Raw genomic sequence first — 18,544 nt, 5'->3', positions numbered from 1 at the left:
GCGCTATGCTTGATCAGAGCAGCTTTAAGAACGGAGTAGGAAAATGCGCCTCGTATTAGTTTCAGCTATTGCCCTTCAGACCTTTGCCTTCACACCGGCCCTGTATGCGGCCGGCGGTGGCGGTGCCACCACCCCGCCAAAACCGACCAACACGACAAAGAAATGCCTGTTCGGCCGCGTCTATGACAAAGATGCAGGGCGCTGCGTCAAACCGAACAAGACCAACTTCACCCAGGATGAGCTGTACGACGCGGTACGCGAGTTGGCCTATGATGGACAGTTCGAGAATGCGCAGGACATTCTGCGTATCATGGATCAGGACGACGATCGTGTACTGACCTATTGGGGTTTCACCTACCGCAAGATGGGCGAGCTTGAGCTGGCCAATATCTTCTACACCAACGCCATCGAGTCTAACCCCGACAACATCCTTGCCCGCAGCTATATGGGTCAGGGATTTGTGACCGAGGGGAAGACCGATCTGGCCATCGAGCAGTGGCGCGAGATTAAGGCGCGTGGTGGTGAAGGCACCTGGGCCGAGGCGTCCCTACGCGAGGCGATCCGAACCGGGCTGACTTATAACTACTAAACTTCAGTCTTTCTTTACCCGACTCTCCGTACTCTGCCTGTAGAACGCAACTTTGGCACCGCAGGCAGATGCAGGATACGAACACTTTAGTACAGGTGGCACCGGGGGCGGCTTCGGTAGCAGATCAGAAGGACGGAGCGCCGCGTGTCGTTCCCCGTGCCCTCAGCAACCGGCAGAAGGCCGCCATCGTTGTGAGACTTTTGCTGAATGAAGGTGCTGACATCCCGCTGGAAGAGCTTCCCGATGATCTGCAGGAGAAACTGACTCATCAACTGGGTCGGATGGGTCTTGTCGATCGCATCACTCTGGATGCCGTGGCACAGGAATTTGCCGAGGCGCTGGACAGCGTCGGCCTGTCCTTCCCGCATGGTCTGGCGGGGGCGCTAGATGCGGTGGATGGTAAGATTGGTTCGGCCACGGCGGCGCGGCTGCGCAAAGTTGCCGGGGTGCGCCAAATCGGTGATCCGTGGCAGCGCCTGCGTGAAATCCCTACCGAGGAACTCGCAGTGATAGCGCAGGCGGAAAGCACCGAGATTGCCGCCGTGATGCTGTCCAAACTGGAGACCGCGAAGGCCGCACAACTATTGGGTCACCTACCCGGCCCGGTCGCACGACGGATCACCTATGCAATCTCGAAAACCGCTAATGTCACCCCCGAAGCGGTCGAGCGGATCGGCTGGTCGCTGGCGGCGCAATTGGATCAGCGCCCGTCTCAGGCCTTTTCGGATGGTCCTGGCGCAAGGGTGGGTGCGATCCTGAACCAATCGGCGGCATCCACCCGGGACGGTCTGCTCACCGCGCTGGACGAGGAGGATTCGGATTTCGCCAGCGTCGTGCGCCGTTCGATCTTTACTTTTGCGCATATTCCATCCCGGATCCTACCCCGCGACGTCCCCGCGATTCTGCGCGGAGTTGATCAGGTCGATCTGGTCACCGCACTGGCAGGCGCTGTGGTGGATGACGACAAGACCGCGGCCGAATTCATGTTGTCCAACATGTCCACGCGGATGGCAGATAACCTGCGTGAAGAGGTCTCGGAAGGTGGAAAGGTCAAGCAATCCGACGCCGAAGAAGCGATGGCGAAGATCGTGGGCGCAATCCGTGCCCTTGTGGATGGAGGGACAATAACGCTGATCGAAGAAGAAAGTGAAGACTAGGCGAACGGCTCAAGCCATTGGAACGCTTGTGGTCAGGGAATGTGCCTTGTATGTCTGACCCGGCAATTCGCAACAGCCGGTGAGACCAGATTATGCCCGTCGAAAAGTCGGAACTAAGCCGCGGGGCACTTCGAAAGTATTATGTCACCGGTCTGTTTCTGAAAGGCGTGATCGGCGCGATGCGCTTGCTGCCCTATGAATTGCGCATCGCAACGATGGGGACCATCGTACGCGGCCTCGCTCCGCTGGTCGGGTTTACCGAGCGCGTGCGCAGGAACCTTAAACTGACTTGCCCCGACCTGTCGGACGCCGAGGTAAAGCGCATCTGCCGCGCCGTTCCCGACAATGCGGGCCGCGCGATCATGGAGCATTTCTCGCCCGAAGGATTCACCGAGCGTCAGAGCACTGCCAAAATCTCTGGCCCCGGTGTTGCCGCCTTTGACGCGGCCGTGGCCGAGGGACGCCCGGTGATGATGATTACGGCGCATTTCGGCCACTACCTGGCCGCCCGCATTGCCCTTCAGGCCCGCAGCGGCAAGCCGATCGGGTGCCTGTATCGCCGTATGGCAAACCCGTATTTCAACGAAGCTTATGTGGATGCGTTCTATAAAACCGGCGCACCCATGTTCGAACAGGGCCGTCGCGGCATGGTTGAAATGGTACGTTCGCTAAAGAAAAGCGGCATCATCGCCATCGTCTCGGACCTTCATGCCCATGGCGGAGAGGAACTGACGTTTTTCGGAAAACCCGCAGTCACTTCGGTTCTGAACGCAGAGCTAGCGATGAAATACAAGGCCGAGCTGATCCCCTGCTACGCTATTCGCCAGCCCAATGGCATTGATTTTGAGATCGTGCTGCACGATCCCGTTCCGCATACCGATCCGAAAACCATGACCCAGTTCACCAATGATGACCTAGAGGCTGTGGTCCGGCAGCATATGGGTCAGTGGTTCTGGATTCACAGGCGCTGGAAAGCCTGGAACGGGCTGGGCGTGCAGCCCGAGGACATGCCCTGATCATTTGACCCTGGCGGCAGCAACGATCGGGCCGTGTTCGATCCTCTGCACCAGAACAACCGTCGGAAGGTCCGAGGGCAACTCAGCGGAAAACTGTTGCGGCGCGGCCCCGTCCCACTGCCCGGCCAACTGCCAGGACTCCACGACATTGGCATAGTCCAGCTCATGCCCGGCCAGTTCTCCTCGCCGGATCGAAGCGTGGCGCATCGGGGAGTATTGTACGACCCTAACATCAAACGCCTCACCTGCGGACAACTCGACCGGGGTGACATTGATGGTCACCTCATCGCCGGACCGGGTTGCCACAACTTCTGCCTCGGGTGCGGCCGTCAGATGCGCCTTGATCAAACGCTCCAGCTCGCGCGATTGCGCGCCGACCACGTCATGCTGGCCGTTTATCACCATCTGCGGCGTATAGATCATCGAGCGCCCGCCCTGACGCGCATAAGCTCGCTGGCGTTGGGTGTGATTGGGGTTGGCGTATTCGTCCTCCCAACCGATGTAATCCCAATAGTCCACATGCAAGGCCAGACCGATCACATCATCGCGTTTGGCAAGGTCATGCATCAGCCGGTCGGCCGGAGGACAGGACGAACAGCCCTGCGAAGTAAACAACTCGACCACCACGGGGTTGTTGTCAGCCGCCGCTGGCACAGAAAGAGCAAGAGAAAGCGCGGTGGCAATGACGGCGGATCTAAGCATGTTTGACCTCAGGCTGATTATTTTTCTGTTTGCGACCGATAAGGCACCTGAATGGTTTAAACTCTTTGGGCCTCACCCTCCAATCAAGGTTTCTTGAAACCGCCCCTTCCTTCACCGGTGCATGAAGCGGTGGCACCAAACCGCATTTGCGCACCTTGGTCCTTGAACCGGGGCGAAAGGTAATAAAGATTGCTATTAGCGAACCCCGTTACCCAAGTCATTTGAGAGGGAGCCAACACATGCCCATAACAGTCGGACAGGACACCGCCAAGACACGCCGCAACCTGAACGTGAATGGCAAATCCATTTCTTTTTATTCGATTCCCGCCGCGCAAGAAGCCGGATTGGGCGATTTTTCGAAACTCCCTGCCGCGTTGAAAGTAGTGCTGGAAAATATGCTCCGGTTTGAGGATGACGGCTTTTCCGTCTCGGTCGATGACATCAAGGCGTTCGGCGAATGGGCAGTCAATGGTGGCAAGAACCCGCGCGAGATCGCCTATCGACCAGCACGCGTGTTGATGCAGGATTTTACCGGCGTTCCCGCAGTGGTCGATCTGGCTGCAATGCGGGATGGGATCAAGGGGTTGGGTGGTGACGCGCAAAAGATTAATCCGTTGAACCCGGTGGATCTGGTCATCGACCACTCGGTTATGATCGACGAATTTGGTAATCCGCGCGCCTTCCAGATGAATGTGGATCGGGAATATGAGCGGAACATGGAGCGGTACCAGTTCCTGAAATGGGGCCAGTCGGCGTTCAACAACTTCCGCGTTGTCCCCCCCGGCACCGGTATCTGCCACCAAGTTAACCTTGAATATCTAGCCCAGACAGTCTGGACCGACACTGATCAGAACGGCGAAGAGGTCGCCTACCCCGACACGCTGGTCGGCACCGACAGCCATACCACCATGGTCAACGGCATGGCCGTTCTGGGCTGGGGCGTGGGCGGGATCGAGGCTGAAGCCGCAATGCTGGGTCAGCCGATCTCGATGCTTATCCCCGAGGTCGTGGGCTTTGAGCTGACCGGCTCTATGGTCGAAGGAACCACCGGAACTGATCTGGTTCTAAAAGTGGTCGAGATGCTGCGCGAAAAGGGTGTAGTTGGGAAGTTCGTCGAGTTTTTCGGCGAAGGTCTGGACCGCCTGCCGCTCGCCGACCGCGCGACCATCGCCAACATGGCCCCCGAATACGGCGCGACATGTGGCTTCTTCCCGATCGACGGTGAGACACTGCGCTACATGCGCAATACCGGACGTGATGAGGATCGTCTGGCATTGGTCGAAGTTTATGCCAAGGAGAACGGCTTCTGGCGCGATGAGAACTATGCGCCCATCTACACCGACACACTGTCGCTGGACATGGGCACCATCGTGCCCGCGATCTCGGGTCCGAAACGCCCTCAGGACTATGTTGCCCTGACTGACGCAAAGGCGGCCTTCCTGAACGAAATGGAAAAAACCTTCAAACGCCCGATGGGTAAGCAGGTCGAAGTCAAAGGTGAAGAATACGGCATGGAGTCGGGCAAGGTCGTGATCGCGTCGATCACTTCTTGCACCAACACCTCGAACCCTTACGTGATGATCGGCGCCGGTCTGGTGGCGAAAAAAGCGCATGAGCTGGGCCTGAACCGTCAGCCCTGGGTTAAAACATCTCTGGCCCCTGGCTCGCAGGTCGTGTCGGAGTACCTCGAGGCGGCTGGCCTGCAGCAACATCTGGATGCCATTGGGTTTAACCTTGTCGGCTATGGTTGCACCACCTGTATCGGCAATTCGGGCCCGCTTCAGAAAGAAATCAGCGAAGCCATTGCCGAGGGCGATCTGGTTGCCACATCGGTCCTGTCAGGCAACCGCAACTTCGAAGGCCGGATTTCCCCGGACGTGCGCGCAAACTATCTGGCGTCGCCACCGCTGGTGGTCGTCTACGCGCTGGCCGGCACCATGGACATTGACCTGACATCCGAACCGATTGGTCAAGACAAGAATGGCAATGACGTCTTCATGAAGGACATCTGGCCGACCCAAAGCGAGATTGCGGAACTGGTCGAACAGACCGTCACCCGTGACGCCTTCCAGTCGAAATATGCCGATGTCTTCAAGGGCGACGAGAAATGGCGAGAGGTCGAGGTTCCGCAACAGGAAACTTATGACTGGCCGCCTACTTCTACCTACATCCAGAATCCGCCCTATTTTCAGGGCATGGGGCCTGAGCCGGGCACGATCTCGAATATCGAAGGCGCCAAGGTTCTTGCCATTCTGGGCGATATGGTCACCACCGACCACATCTCGCCCGCCGGGTCCTTTGCGACCACCTCGCCTGCGGGCAAGTATCTGATGGACCGTCAGGTGCAACCACGTGAATTCAACTCCTACGGTTCGCGCCGGGGCAACCACGAGGTCATGATGCGCGGCACCTTCGCCAATATCCGCATCAAGAACGAGATGCTGGATGGCGTCGAGGGTGGCTATACCAAGGGGCCGGATGGCGAGCAGACCTCGATATATGACGCGTCGATGGACTATCAGGCGCAGGGCACGCCGCTGGTGGTCTTTGGCGGCGAGCAATACGGCGCAGGCTCGTCCCGTGACTGGGCCGCCAAAGGCACCGCGTTGCTGGGCGTGAAGGCCGTGATCGCCGAGAGCTTTGAGCGTATCCATCGCTCGAACCTGGTCGGCATGGGGGTGATCCCGTTTGAATTCACTGGTGGCGACAATCGCAAATCGCTGGGGCTAAAGGGGGATGAGACCGTCTCAATCCACGGCCTCGACTCGGTCGAACCGCTGCAAGAGGTGCCCTGCACCATCACCTATGCCGACGGCGCCGAGACGACTATCCTCCTCAAGTGCCGCATCGATACCGCACCCGAGATCGAATACATCGAGAACGGCGGCGTACTGCAATACGTGCTGAGAAACCTGGCAAAAGCTGGTTAAAAAAACATAGCCCCGGCCGATGAGCCGGGGCTTTTGATCGGTTCGTATCGATCCTTGCTACCGTCCAGAAACAATGCGCGTGCAGCAGGCACGCTCAGCTTAGTAACGGTCCGATTTACTGACCTGCTTTTTCTAGCGCGGGCCGGATGGTGCTTTCGATCACGCGCTGGGTGATCGGCCCGGCAAATCGCAAGATGATCGTGCCTTCACCATCGATCACGTAGGTTTCGGGCACTCCATACAGACCCCAGTCCAGCGCCATGCGCCCTTGCTCATCCCGTCCGATGGCTTCGTAGGGGTCGCCAAGATCAGTAAGGAACGCTTCGGCATTGTCCAGTGAATCCTTGTAGTTAATGCCGTAGACGGGAATGCCCTCCTGGGACAACGTCTCTAGGTTCGGATGTTCAGCGCGGCAGGGCGCGCACCAGCTGGCCCAATAGTTGACCAGCTTGACCTCGCCATCGCGCAGGGTCGCATCATCGAACATAGTCTTGCCCGGAAACTCGGTCAAAACAACAGGCGGCGCAGGCTGGCCCTGACGGGCCGATGGCAGAGTATCATCTGACCCATCTTGCAATTGCACCAATGCCGCGACCGCAAACAGGCCGAAAATCACCGGAGGCGCAATCATCAGGGGCGAGATCTTAGCCATTGCGCGTCATCCTTTGTTCGACCTTCTCCATTTCGGCCCGAACCTTGCGCCCGCGCGCAATGCTGAACACGATCAGCAGCGCCAGCAGTGCAATCGAGGCTGCATAGGACCACAGAACCGTATCTGCATACTTTCCAAGATCAGGGATCATCCGTTTACCCTCTCCCGCGCCAAAAGCGCCTTGATCCGGCGCGCCCGGATTTCCGTGCCGGTGCGATACAGAACCAGCGCGATGAACAGAAGCACGAACCCGACGATGCACAGCAGCAGCGGGTAGAAATAGATGTTGCTGACTTTCTCTTCGGTATCAGCCCCGGTCACAGCCGCCGCGCGCATTACCGACGCGCCTTGATGCAGGCCCTGATTCCAGAAATTCACCGCATAGCGGCTGAGGAGCGCAAAGACCGAGCCAACAAGACAAAGGACCGAGGTCAGATCAGCAGCTGTATCGGGGTCTTCGATGGCTTCCCACAGCGCAACGTAGCCCAGATAAAACAGGAACAGGATCAGGAACGAGGTCAGGCGCGGATCCCAGGCCCACCATGTGCCCCACATCGGCTGGCCCCAGATTGCCCCGGTCGCCAGTGCGATCAGCGTCATGACAATGCCAATGGGGGCCGCCGCACGGGCCGCCAGCGCGCTGACATGGTGACGCCGCACCAACCAGACCAGAGAGGTTGCCAGCATCATCAGCCAGCAATTGATCGCCATCAGCGCCGCGGGCACGTGCAGGTAAATGATCTTGACGGTAGACCCCTGCTTGTAATCATCCGGCGTGAAGAAGAACCCCCAGACCAGTCCGACCACGATGCACGCAAGCGAGGTCACCCAGAAAAACGGCATCACCCGTTCGCTGGTGGCAAGGAACTTGCGCGGGTTGGCGTATTCCCAGAGGGCGTTGGCTTTGGCTGCGATAGACATGGGCCTTATCTAGTCCGAGTCGGGTGCGTTCTCAATTGACATTGGTCAAAGTTTGAACGCGTCACCGAAGGTTGATGCGCAAGACGGCTGCGCTGGCAAAGGGCAAAAGGGCAATCGTGGCCGCCGTGATCCCCGCCAGCATCAGCAGTGGCGTTTGAGTCTCCATCCCCGTTGCCCCACGGCGCGCGACCTCGGCACCGAAGATCAGGGTCGGCACGTAAAGTGGCAATACCAGCAGTGACAGCAGCAGCCCGCCGCGTTTCAAGCCCACGGTCAGGGCCGCGCCGAAGGTGCCGATGACGCTCATGGCCGGAGTGCCTATCAGGAGAGAAATCACCAGCCAGAAGAACCCCGGCACCGGTAGGTTCAGCAGCACGCCCAAAAACGGCGCGGCCAGAACCAACGGCAGGCCGGTGGTCAGCCAATGGGCCAGTGCCTTGATCGAAACCACCGATTCCAGCGGCAGCGGCGCGGTGGCCAACAGGTCCAGCGAACCGTCTTCCCAATCCAGCGCCAGCAGGCGATCCAGCGACAGCAAACAGGCCAGCAGCGCGCCCAACCACAAGATGCCTGGGGCGATAGTAGACAACAGCGAAGACTGCGGCCCCACCGAAAACGGCACCAGAACAGTCACGATCAGAAAGAACGCCAGACCAAGACCAAAGCCCCCGCCCGCGCGGAAGGCCAGTTTCAGGTCACGCAGCAACAGAGCGATCACAGGAAGCCTCCGTCGAAATCTTCGATGGGTTTGGGTTTCGCCTTGTTGGGGCCGACGTCCAAAACCTCGCCATCCAGGCCGAGGTCGATATGAGTGGCGATCAGGGCCGAGCCCCCCTGCCCCAGATGCGCCCGCACGGCATCGGCGAACATCTGCACGGCGTTTTTGTCTAGCGACACGGTGGGTTCGTCCAGCATCCAGATCGGTCGCCCGGTAACCAGCATCCGCGCCAGCCCCAACCGCCGTTTCTGCCCTGCCGACAGGTTGCCTGCGTGGCGATCCGACAGTTCGTTCAGCGCAAAGGCGTCCAGCGCAGGTTGAATCTCAGGGGTACCAAAAACCGAAGCCCAGAAGGTCAGGTTTTCCACCACCGTCAGGGTCGGCTTCAGCCCGTCGGAATGCGAGGCGTAGGCGATCTGATCTTCGGCCCCGTCAATCTGCCCGGCCAGCGGCGGCTGCAACCCGGCCAGCGTGCGCAGCAATGTTGTTTTGCCGATTCCGTTCGGCCCGCGCAGAATCAGCGCCTTGCCCGGTTGCAGCGCAAAGCTCACCCCCTCAAGGACAGGAACGCCGCCGCGGGCGATGGCCAGATCGGTCACAGTCAGTGTCATGGGTTCCGCTTATCTGATTGCTGACAGAGGCAAAAGGCAAGATTTGCCGCAGGCTCTGCGGCAGGGTCAGACCGGCAACAACGCCAATGCAACACGCCGGCCTTCGGACAGCAGCACGTTGTAAGTGCGGCAAGCGGCCGGGGAGTTCATGATCTCCACCCCCATTCCCGCGTCCTCAAGCGCCGCACGCAGGCTGGACGGGATATGCGTCAGCGTTTCTCCGGTGCCGATGAACAGAACGTCCACCGCCTCTGACAACGCCAGCAGCGGCGCATCATCCGTGTATCCGCCCCAGTCTGCGGTGCCGGCCGGCCCCGTCAGAACAGATCCATTGTAAACCTGCCCGTCAATGCGGAAAAAGCCGGGGCCATAGCCATCAACCGGAACAGCGTTGTTATAGGTGATCTCATTCAGGCGCATGGGCACCTTCTAGCCCCAAAGCGGCAGCCCCGACAAGGCCGCAACCGCGATCGCCAAATAGGCCGCAGCGCGATAGAGTTTTTCATAGGCGGGTCGGAACAACCAACCGCCCAGCCAATTGCCAAACAGATTCGGCACCGCCAACACAAGCCCCAGTGCAACTGCCGCCCAGGTCACGCGCTCCATCCCAGTCAGAAAACCTAGTATGAGAAAGTCGAACCCAAACAGGAACAATAGGATCGTGGCGCGTATCACCTCGACGGGAACGGGGCGCGACATGTAGAACAGGATCACCGCCGGGCCGGGCAAGCCCGCCACACCACCCAGAAACCCGGCCGCTGCGCCGATTCCCGTGACCATGCCCCTACCGACATGGCCGTGGTACCGCAAACCGAGAATCAACACAGCCAGCATGAAAAGCGCCAACAGGCTGACGGTATAGCGAAACACCTCGGGCTCGACCTTGGTCAACAGCCATAACCCCACAGGAAGCATAAGCGCGCACCCCGCCAACAATCGCACCAGATCCATGCGATGTACGGTTTTCCATGCTCTGCGCAGGTTCGGCAACGGGCCAAAAATATCCATGATGGTCAAGCCTATCAGGGCGCCAAATGGACCAAGAAAAGGCGTAGCGACAGGTAAGAAAATAAGCGCGGTGCCAAAGCCCGAGAATCCGCGCACGACCCCGCTGAGGAAGGCGGCGCAAAGGATGATGGCCAGCCCCGTTGGGGACTGGCCGAAAAGTTCAGGCGTCGATGTTGGCAAATTGATTGCCCGCCGTACTGGAAGGCTTGGACCAGTCGCGTTTAACCCCCAGCCACAGCAGGATGGTCGAGGCCACGAAGACCGAGGAATAGGTCCCCACGATCACACCCCAGATCATCGCGAAGACAAAGCCGCGGATCACGTCTCCGCCCAGCACATACAGAGAGATCAGCGCCAGCAGCGTGGTAACCGAGGTCATGACCGTCCGGCTGAGCGTTTCGTTGATCGAGATATTCAGAACCTCTTTGAGGTCTTTCTTCTTGTATTTCCGCAGGTTCTCACGCACCCGGTCGAACACGACCACGGTGTCGTTCAGCGAATAACCCACGATGGTCAGAAGCGCTGCGATAATGGCAAGATCGAAGCGGATCTGCAGCTCTGAGAAGATCCCGATGGTTAGAATCACGTCATGCACCAGCGCGGCCACGGCCCCCAACGCAAACTGCCATTCAAAGCGCAGCCAGATGTAGACCAACACCGCCCCGATGGCGAGCATAACCGCGATCACGGCGGTTTGGATCAACTCGCCCGAGACTTTAGGACCCACGGATTCGACGGAAACGAATTCGATATCCGGCACAGCGACCTTCAGCGCTTCTTCAACGGCGGTAACGGTGGCGGCCGAGACCGCCTCGGCATCCGCCTGCGCCTGAATTCGGATCATGGCGACGTTTTCGTCCGCCCCGAAGGTTGGATCGAAAATCTCGGTGATCGTCACATCGCCCAGTTCCAGCGGCGCGATGGCGTCACGGTAGGCGCCGATGTCGATCTCTTGCGTGGACTGGGTCCGGATCGTGGTCCCGCCGCGGAAGTCGATGCCAAAGTTCAGTCCCTGCAGCATGAAGGATGTGAACGCGACAACCATCATCAGGGCCGAAATACCCAACCAGACTTTCCAGCGGCTGAAGAAATCGAACGAGGTGTTCTGGGGTACCAGTTTCAGTCTCATGTCAAACCTCGATCATTTTCGGACGGCGGCGCTCGAACCACATCACGACAATCAGGCGGGTTACGAAGATCGCGGTGAAGGCCGAGGTTAGGATACCCAGACCCAGCGTGATCGCGAAACCGCGCACCGGTCCGCTGCCCATGGCAAACAGGATCACGGCGGTAATGAACGTCGTCACGTTGGCGTCGACAATAGCCGACAGCGCCTTTTCATAACCCAGCTCGATGGCACGCGCCGGACCTCGGGCGGATTTTAGTTCCTCGCGAATACGTTCAAAGATCAGCACATTGGCGTCCACCGCCATACCCACCGTCAGAACGATGCCTGCGATACCCGGCAAGGTCAGCGTCGCCCCGATCAGCGACAGCAGGCCAAAGATCAGCCCGACGTTGATGATCAGCGCAATGTTGGCGAACACGCCGAAAAGACCATAGCTGAGTGCCATGAAGCTCAGAACCGCGACAAAGGCCACTATGGTTGCGGTCTTGCCCGCGTCGATACTGTCCTGCCCCAGCTCGGGGCCGATGGTGCGTTCTTCAAGGAACTCCAGCCCGGCGGGAAGTGCGCCAGCACGCAGCAGCACTGCCAGATTGGTGCTTTCCTCGACGGTGAAGTTACCGGTGATGATCCCCGATCCGCCAGCAATATGTGCCTGAATCACAGGGGCCGAGATCACCTCGTCATCCAACACGATGGCGAAAGGCGCGCCAATATTGTCACGGGTGTAGTCGCCGAACTTCCGCGCGCCTGACGTGTTGAAGCGGAAGCTGACAGCTGGGCGGCCGTTCTGGTCGAACGAAGGCTGTGCATCCACCAGTTCCTCACCAGTTACAACCGGAGCGGATTCGATGATGTAGTACACGCCGTTTTCATCTATTGACGGAACCACTTCTTGCCCGATGCCCGGAACGGCGTCCGGGTCAGTGCCACGCCCGACAACCGGATTGAAGGTCAGCTGCGCCGTGGTGCCGATGATCCCCTTCAACTCACCCGCGCTACCGATACCCGGAACCTGGATCAGGATACGGTCCGCGCCCTGGCGTTGAATGGTGGGCTCCCGGGTGCCAACCTCGTCGATCCGGCGGCGGATGATTTCCAGGGCTTGCCGCACGGTGCGGTCGTCCGAGGCCAGCTTCTCGGCTTCTGACAGTTGCACGACAAGAGTGTCACCTTCGGCGCGCACCTCGATATCGGTGGCACCGACGCCAGTCAGCGTCTGAACCTGACGGGCCAGACCACGCACAACCTCCAGCGCGCGGGACATCCCCTCGGGCTGGCTGATGCGAACGCGAATCTCATCGGGGGCCGATTCCTGTTTGCGGATCGTGCCGACGGTTGCGCGCTCGTCCCGCAGCGCGTCGCGCACCTCGGGCCACATCGCCTCCATCCGGGATTCGTAGACATCTTCGACCTTCACTTCGGCCAGCAGATGCGCCCCGCCGCGCAGGTCGAGGCCAAGATTGACCAGCGACGACGGCAGCCAGTTCGGCCACTGCGCCGCCTGCGCCTGCATTTCAGGGGTGTCGATGCCAAGCTCAATCGCGGCCTTGGCATCGTTGGATTGCTCGACGCGCGTATAAAACGCATTCGGCAGGGCCATCAGCAGACCGGTCACACAGACCAGCCAGATCAGAACCCGCTTCCAGGTATCAATTTGCAGCATTACCCTGCCTTTTCAAGGAATTGTCGCGCGAAGTTACTTTGCCGGTTCGGTCTTGTTCAGAACCTGAGCGATGGTCGACTTGACCACACGAACCTTGACGTTCTCGGCCAGTTCGACCTCGATTTCGTTCTCGCCTTCCTTGACCTTCGACACCTTGCCGATCAATCCACCTTGAGTGACGACCTGATCACCTCGGCGCACGGCCTCGACCATGGCCTGATGTTGCTTCATCTTCTTCTGCTGCGGACGGATCAGCAGGAAATACATGATCGCAAAGATCAGGATAAGCGGGAGAAACTGGGCGATTGCGCCACCTTCCATGGGATATTCCTTTTGGTTTGGAGATGCGGAGGGGCTCCGCGAATTTGGCGAGAACCTATGCTTTGAACCCGCCGTTTGCAAGCAAAGGCGGTACCGGAACGTATCGGTTCTGTGCAGCCGGTGCCAAGGATGTTCTAAAGCGTTGCAGATATGTCCTAGGAACGCCCGCCGACATGGATATAGTCAGAGGCAAGGAGGCCGAATGACTAGAAACATCAAACCCTTCCAGTTGTTGATGCATCTGTTGCTTTCGACCGTTGTCATTGTCCTTCTGTCCAATCCAATCGCTGCGCAGAACGCACCGGCTGAACCACAGGACACCGAGATAAGCGACACCGAAGTTTTCAAGGCGCCGGTAATTGTCGACGGCGACACGCTGTTCTTTCTTCGCGGCTCCAGCGCACTTCCCGCTCCGGAACGCGCGGTAACCGTTCAGAACAACATCATAGAGGTCGCCGAATCCTCAAAAAGCTCCGACGTCGTTGTGACGTATGAGGATACGGATCTCGGCACGCATATTCTTGTCGACGGTGTTTCGGTTTCGATAGTCACCACCGCCGACGCTGATTTGGAACAGATGGAACTGGATGTCCTCAGTTTTCTGCATGGGCGCGCCATTGAAACGGCCATCATCTCCTATCGCGCAAACCGAAGTGAACAAGCGCGGGTATCAGGCGCTATAGAGGCCGCGGCCTGGACGGTCGGATTTGCCGTCTTTGTCATAACGATCCTGTGGCTGCATCGCAGGATCAGGCGGCGCACGCTAAAATTCGTCAAACGCCACCTGAAAGACGTGGAAACCGCCACCGCCAAAAGCGTTCAGGCCGAGGCGATAGCTGCTTAGGTCCGGTATGGGCTGAACTTCGTCCTGCTGGTGATCTTCTTCTTGGGCTTTTACTACTACCTGTCCTTCGTTCTTCTGGCTTTTGCAGAAACTCGCTATTTCGCGCAATTGCTGCTGACCTATCTGACCGAGCCGGTCCTGCTGATTTTCAGGGGAATCATCAGCTATTTCCCCAATCTGATCATGCTGGGTCTGATCGCGTGGGTCACAACGTATATCATCAGGGGTATGCGCGTATTCTTTGATGCGGTCGAGGCAGGCTCGTTCGATCTGGGTGATTTCGAGAAACACTGGGTCAGCCCTACTTTCAATATCGCCCGCGTCGTTGTCATCCTGATCGCGTTGGTTTTTGCCGTCCCCTACATCCCCGGCTCGGATTCGGCCGCGTTTCAAGGTTTGACCATTCTTGTCGGCGCAATGCTGTCGCTGGGTGCAAACTCAGTCGTGTCGAACATGCTGGCAGGGCTATTCGTGATCTATCGCCGCTCGACCTCTATTGGGGACCGTATCCAGATCGGGGATCATATCGGCGATGTGGTTCAAATCAAGCTGATGGAGACGCATCTGAAATCAATCAAGAACGAGTTGATCTCAATCCCCAATGCACAATTGATGAACTCGGATGTGGTGAACTTCTCAAAGAAGACCGATGGCAACGGGTTGCTGTTGCACACCACTGTCGGCATCGGCTATGAAGAGCCCCCGGAAAAGGTCGAGGCCATGCTAATAGAGGCCGCCCATCGCACCAAAGGGATCAAGGTAAAACCTGAACCCTTTGTTTTGTGGACCGCTCTGGCAGATTACGCGATCAACTACCAGATCAACGGCTACACGACTCGCGGTAGTATCATCCCGAAAATTCGATCGGACCTGCATCGCAATATCGTGGCCGTGTTCAACGAGAACGGGGTGCAGATCATGACGCCCTCTTACATGGCCGATCCGCCCGAGCCAAAAATCCCAACCGGGGAATGGGATGGGCAGCTGGCGCATGAATCGCTCGCGGGTGCGGATAAGTCGTAACCGGTGCTACACCCTGCCTTTTAGATGGTGCATAAGCGGTTTCAGTGATTCACGCATTTAAGGATCTGAACCATGCACGACATCCGCGCCATTCGCGAAAACCCAGCCGCCTTCGACGCCGCTCTTGCGCGCCGTGGGGACGCGCCGGTGTCGTCAGATTTGCTGAGGCTGGACGAAAGCCGCCGCGCCAAGATTCTTGCCGCTGAAACGGCGCAGGCCGAACAGAACAAGGCCAGCAAAGAGGTTGGAGCTGCCAAGGGCCGCGGCGATGAGGCCGAGTTCGAACGGCTGCGCGCTCTGGTAGCCGAGAAAAAGGCCGAGATTGCCCGGATGCAAACCGAGGCCAAGGACCTGGACGCTCTGCTGACGGACCAGCTGATCCGCATTGCCAACCTGCCCGCCGAGGACGTGCCCGCAGGCGCGGATGAGAACGACAATGTCGAGATCAACCGCTGGGGCACCCCGCGCGAGCTGGGTTTTGCCCCAAAAGAGCATTTCGAGATCGAAGCCGTGCAGAACGGTATGGACTTTGAGACCGCTGCCAAACTCTCGGGCTCGCGCTTTGTACTGCTGTCCGGTGGCGTCGCCCGCATTCACCGGGCGCTGGCCCAATTCATGCTGGACACGCATATCAACGAAAACGAACTGACCGAGGTTAATGGACCGGTTCTGGTTCTGTCCGAGATGATGCAGGGCACCGGCCAACTGCCAAAATTCGGCGAGGACAGCTATCAGACCCGTGAAGGCTGGTGGTTGATCCCGACCTCCGAAGTTTCGCTGACCAATATCGTCAACGATACGATGATCGAGGAAAGCTACCTGCCCCGCCGCTACACCGCGCATTCGCTGTGCTTCCGCTCCGAAGCCGGATCTGCGGGCAAGGACACCCGCGGGATGCTGCGCCAACACCAGTTCGAAAAGGTCGAGATGGTTTCGGTCACTCATCCGGATAAATCGGATGAGGAACAAAAGCGTATGCTGCGCTGTGCCGAGGGTATTCTGGAAAAGTTGGGCGTTCCCTATCGCACAATGATCCTGTGCACCGGTGACATGGGCTTTGGCGCGCGCCGGACCTATGACATCGAGGCGTGGCTGCCGGGTCAGGACACCTATCGCGAGATCAGCTCGGTCTCGACCTGCGGTGACTTTCAGGCCCGTCGCATGAATGCGCGATTCCGCCCCGAGGGCGGCGGCAAGCCGGAATATGTCCATACACTGAACGGCTCAGGTCTAGCCGTTGGGCGCTGCTTGATCGCCGTGCTGGAAAACGGCCAGAATGCCGACGGCACCGTGACCCTGCCCGAGGTTCTGGCCCCCTATCTGGGTGGCAAGCTGACGCTGCAACTGGACGGCTCGCTGGCCTAGAAATACCGGCGCCGAAAGCAGCGCCGGTTCGATAATCCAAAGGGCGGAGAGGGCTTACTTCTTCGCCTTTTTCTTATCCTTCTTTTTGTTTTTGTTTTTTTCTTTCTTCTTGTCGTCTTTTTTCTTCTGATCTTTTTTCTTGCCGTCCTTCTTGGACTTTTTGTCCTTTTTCGACTTGGCTTTCACCTTGTCCTTGGCCTTCGAGAACACGGCTTCCATCTCTTGCAGCTTTTTGGCGGCCTTTTCGGCTTTGGCTTTTGCCTTGGCCTTCTTGCGGGCTTTTGCTTCGGCGGCCTCGGCAGCGGCTTTTTCTTCGGCGGCCTTACGCGCGGCGTCTTCTGCAGCTTTGCGCGCGGCCTCTTCTGCGCGTTTGTCGGCGGCTGCAGCTGCTACAGTTTTGCGCGGCGCAGCGCGGCGCGTGGCCGGTTTGCGCGCCGGGCTGCGGCGAGTGGTAGTTTTTGCAGCGGCTTGCTTTGTTGCTGCGGGTTTTCTGGCTGCAGTTTTGGCAGCAGCTGTTTTGACCGCTGCGGGCTTTCTGGCCGGAGTCCTGGCTGCAGCTGGTTTGGCCGCCGCAGGTTTTCTGGCCGGAGTTTTGGCTGCAGCTGGTTTGGCCGCAATCGCTTCTTTCGCAGCAGCAATCAGAAGCGGAGCCCGCGCCGCCCCAATTCGGGGGACTTTGGTAAGGTCAGCTGGGCTGGCTTTGGCTATGGCTTCGGCGGTTTTAAAACCATTGGCGCTCAGCGCCTGTGCCATAGCCTCACCCACACCCTTAACTTCTGTCACTGCGGTCATTTTTTGTCCTTTCTTTCTCCCTGTAAACAACTATATATACACCGTATATACACAACAGCAAGCCGATGGGCGATCAAAGCCGCCGCAAAGTATCAACTGCTGTGCGCCAGCGTACCGGTTGTGTCCTTTTTCGGAAATGGCACGAGGCGTTTGGCATCCTCGTCCCAGAGTTTCAAATTCAGCGCCGCCACGGCCTCGGGGAATTTGATCCGGCGCGGCGTGTATTCGGGCGGCAGGTTATAGTGGCACGCCCGCAACCGGTAAGACGGAATGCGAGCGTTGAAGTGATGAATATCGTGTAACGTAATACACGCTACGGCGTTGTCGAACCACCAGCCGAAATCCAATGCGGACGAGCCCTGCAGCGCCGCCAGTTGCGGATCGAGGTCCGGACGGCGGTCCCAATAGGTGTCCTCGAAATTATGCTGCAGATAGACGAGGAACACGCCCAGCATCCCACCCAGCAGAGAGAAGACCAGCCAGACCAGAATGCCCGTCGTGCCTGCGATCAGGTATAGCAGGCCCAGAAACACCACGATGGACAGGTTGTGCAACACCACGCCCTTGACCCCGAACCGCACCGTGTTCTTGGGCCAGCGATAGCGGATGAAATAGGTAAACAGTGCACCGACCGGGACCAGAACGAACGGGTTGCGATAAAGACGATAGAACAATCGGGTTTTCCAATCCGCCTCGTTCCATTCGCGCAGGGTCATGGTGTGAATCTCACCGGTTTCGCGATGTTCCAGATTGCCGATGCCCGCATGGTGCAGGTTGTGGTTCTGCTTCATTACCTCGAACGGCGCGAAGGTGAACGGAGACAGCCCGTGCCCGGCCCATTCGTTCTGTTCACGAGTTTCGAACAGAGAATGGTGACCGCAGTCGTGCTGCAGCACATAGAGGCGCACAGCGGAAAAGGCGAACACAACCCCAGCGGGGATCATGACATACCAGCGGTCGACATACGCGATGGCCAGCGCCAGCGACGAGAAATAAACCGCGAATGTTCCAAAATAGCTTAGGGCGGCCAGCCGGTTATCCTGCACCGCATATTGTCGTGTATATTCCCGCAAGTTCATTCAGCCTGTCCCCACGATTGGCCA

Annotated in this window: 20 protein-coding genes; 7 read left to right on the top strand and 13 right to left on the bottom strand. The window is 58.5% G+C overall.

Annotation, left to right across the window (positions count from 1 at the left end):
• Nucleotides 1-43 precede the first annotated feature (43 nt).
• The 3 genes from ACR1XY_RS11530 (at nucleotide 44) to ACR1XY_RS11520 (ending at nucleotide 2,762) form a co-directional block, all read left to right on the top strand.
• The gene (locus ACR1XY_RS11530; protein WP_480593351.1) at nucleotides 44-589 is read left to right on the top strand and encodes a tetratricopeptide repeat protein; all 546 of its coding nucleotides are present in this window, start codon (nucleotides 44-46) and stop codon (nucleotides 587-589) included.
• A gap of 68 nt (nucleotides 590-657) precedes the next feature.
• Nucleotides 658-1,746 (top strand): flagellar motor switch protein FliG, encoded by a 1,089-nt coding sequence (locus ACR1XY_RS11525; RefSeq protein WP_480593349.1) that lies wholly within the window; start codon nucleotides 658-660, stop codon nucleotides 1,744-1,746.
• A gap of 92 nt (nucleotides 1,747-1,838) precedes the next feature.
• Nucleotides 1,839-2,762, top strand: a complete 924-nt coding sequence (locus ACR1XY_RS11520) for a lysophospholipid acyltransferase family protein (RefSeq protein ID WP_480593347.1) — start codon at nucleotides 1,839-1,841, stop codon at nucleotides 2,760-2,762.
• On the opposite strand, the gene ACR1XY_RS11515 is transcribed toward ACR1XY_RS11520, so the two are convergent.
• Nucleotides 2,763-3,464, bottom strand: a complete 702-nt coding sequence (locus ACR1XY_RS11515) for a DUF1223 domain-containing protein (protein ID WP_480593345.1) — start codon at nucleotides 3,462-3,464, stop codon at nucleotides 2,763-2,765.
• A 239-nt stretch (nucleotides 3,465-3,703) separates the two neighbouring features.
• Between ACR1XY_RS11515 and acnA the strand changes: the two genes are divergently transcribed.
• Nucleotides 3,704-6,394, top strand: a complete 2,691-nt coding sequence (gene acnA / locus ACR1XY_RS11510; protein ID WP_480593343.1) for an aconitate hydratase AcnA — start codon at nucleotides 3,704-3,706, stop codon at nucleotides 6,392-6,394.
• 115 nt (nucleotides 6,395-6,509) lie between these two features.
• Here acnA and ACR1XY_RS11505 read toward each other — a convergent pair whose 3' ends face one another.
• The 10 genes from ACR1XY_RS11505 to yajC form a co-directional block, all read right to left on the bottom strand.
• Nucleotides 6,510-7,046 carry a DsbE family thiol:disulfide interchange protein gene (locus ACR1XY_RS11505; RefSeq protein ID WP_480593341.1) on the bottom strand — a complete coding sequence of 179 codons (537 nt, stop codon included), beginning with the start codon at nucleotides 7,044-7,046 and terminating at the stop codon, nucleotides 6,510-6,512.
• Nucleotides 7,039-7,197 carry a heme exporter protein CcmD gene (gene ccmD / locus ACR1XY_RS11500; RefSeq protein ID WP_480593339.1) on the bottom strand — a complete coding sequence of 53 codons (159 nt, stop codon included), beginning with the start codon at nucleotides 7,195-7,197 and terminating at the stop codon, nucleotides 7,039-7,041. Before ccmD ends, ACR1XY_RS11505 begins: the two co-directional genes overlap by 8 nt.
• Entirely contained in the window at nucleotides 7,194-7,967 is a 774-nt protein-coding gene (locus ACR1XY_RS11495; protein WP_480593337.1) for a heme ABC transporter permease, read from the bottom strand. The genes ccmD and ACR1XY_RS11495 overlap by 4 nt, the downstream gene beginning before the upstream one ends.
• Nucleotides 7,968-8,028: 61 nt before the next feature.
• Nucleotides 8,029-8,685, bottom strand: a complete 657-nt coding sequence (ccmB, locus tag ACR1XY_RS11490) for a heme exporter protein CcmB (RefSeq protein WP_170399925.1) — start codon at nucleotides 8,683-8,685, stop codon at nucleotides 8,029-8,031.
• Nucleotides 8,682-9,296: a heme ABC exporter ATP-binding protein CcmA gene (ccmA, locus tag ACR1XY_RS11485; RefSeq protein ID WP_480593335.1), complete on the bottom strand. Its 615-nt coding sequence runs from the start codon at nucleotides 9,294-9,296 to the stop codon at nucleotides 8,682-8,684. The genes ccmB and ccmA overlap by 4 nt, the downstream gene beginning before the upstream one ends.
• 66 nt (nucleotides 9,297-9,362) lie before the next feature.
• On the bottom strand, nucleotides 9,363-9,716 hold the full coding sequence (locus tag ACR1XY_RS11480) for an Mth938-like domain-containing protein (RefSeq protein ID WP_480593333.1): 354 nt from the start codon (nucleotides 9,714-9,716) through the stop codon (nucleotides 9,363-9,365).
• A 9-nt stretch (nucleotides 9,717-9,725) separates the two neighbouring features.
• A complete protein-coding gene (locus tag ACR1XY_RS11475) occupies nucleotides 9,726-10,484 on the bottom strand; it encodes a TSUP family transporter (RefSeq protein ID WP_480593331.1) in 759 nt (252 codons plus the stop codon).
• Nucleotides 10,465-11,433: a protein translocase subunit SecF gene (secF, locus tag ACR1XY_RS11470; protein ID WP_480593329.1), complete on the bottom strand. Its 969-nt coding sequence runs from the start codon at nucleotides 11,431-11,433 to the stop codon at nucleotides 10,465-10,467. Before secF ends, ACR1XY_RS11475 begins: the two co-directional genes overlap by 20 nt.
• A 1-nt stretch (nucleotide 11,434) precedes the next feature.
• Complete coding sequence (gene secD, locus ACR1XY_RS11465) at nucleotides 11,435-13,096, bottom strand: protein translocase subunit SecD (RefSeq protein WP_480593327.1); 1,662 nt, start codon at nucleotides 13,094-13,096, stop codon at nucleotides 11,435-11,437.
• Between the two features lie 33 nt (nucleotides 13,097-13,129).
• Complete coding sequence (gene yajC, locus ACR1XY_RS11460) at nucleotides 13,130-13,417, bottom strand: preprotein translocase subunit YajC (RefSeq protein ID WP_170399935.1); 288 nt, start codon at nucleotides 13,415-13,417, stop codon at nucleotides 13,130-13,132.
• Between the two features lie 202 nt (nucleotides 13,418-13,619).
• On the opposite strand from yajC, the gene ACR1XY_RS11455 reads away from it, so the two are divergent.
• The 3 genes from ACR1XY_RS11455 (at nucleotide 13,620) to serS (ending at nucleotide 16,649) form a co-directional block, all read left to right on the top strand.
• Complete coding sequence (locus ACR1XY_RS11455) at nucleotides 13,620-14,261, top strand: hypothetical protein (protein ID WP_480593325.1); 642 nt, start codon at nucleotides 13,620-13,622, stop codon at nucleotides 14,259-14,261.
• A gap of 42 nt (nucleotides 14,262-14,303) precedes the next feature.
• Complete coding sequence (locus ACR1XY_RS11450) at nucleotides 14,304-15,284, top strand: mechanosensitive ion channel family protein (RefSeq protein WP_480593323.1); 981 nt, start codon at nucleotides 14,304-14,306, stop codon at nucleotides 15,282-15,284.
• 72 nt (nucleotides 15,285-15,356) lie between these two features.
• Entirely contained in the window at nucleotides 15,357-16,649 is a 1,293-nt protein-coding gene (serS, locus tag ACR1XY_RS11445) for a serine--tRNA ligase (protein ID WP_480593321.1), read from the top strand.
• Between the two features lie 54 nt (nucleotides 16,650-16,703).
• Here serS and ACR1XY_RS11440 read toward each other — a convergent pair whose 3' ends face one another.
• Nucleotides 16,704-17,441 (bottom strand): helix-hairpin-helix domain-containing protein, encoded by a 738-nt coding sequence (locus ACR1XY_RS11440; RefSeq protein WP_480593318.1) that lies wholly within the window; start codon nucleotides 17,439-17,441, stop codon nucleotides 16,704-16,706.
• Nucleotides 17,442-17,533: 92 nt separating this feature from the next.
• On the bottom strand, nucleotides 17,534-18,520 hold the full coding sequence (locus ACR1XY_RS11435; RefSeq protein WP_480593316.1) for a fatty acid desaturase: 987 nt from the start codon (nucleotides 18,518-18,520) through the stop codon (nucleotides 17,534-17,536).
• Between the last annotated feature and the right edge of the window lie 24 nt (nucleotides 18,521-18,544).

It is taken from the genome of Ruegeria sp. AD11(2025), from assembly GCF_056542405.1.
The sequence above is the reverse complement of the archived record's forward strand: the minus strand, read 5'-3'. Positions and strand labels throughout refer to the sequence as shown.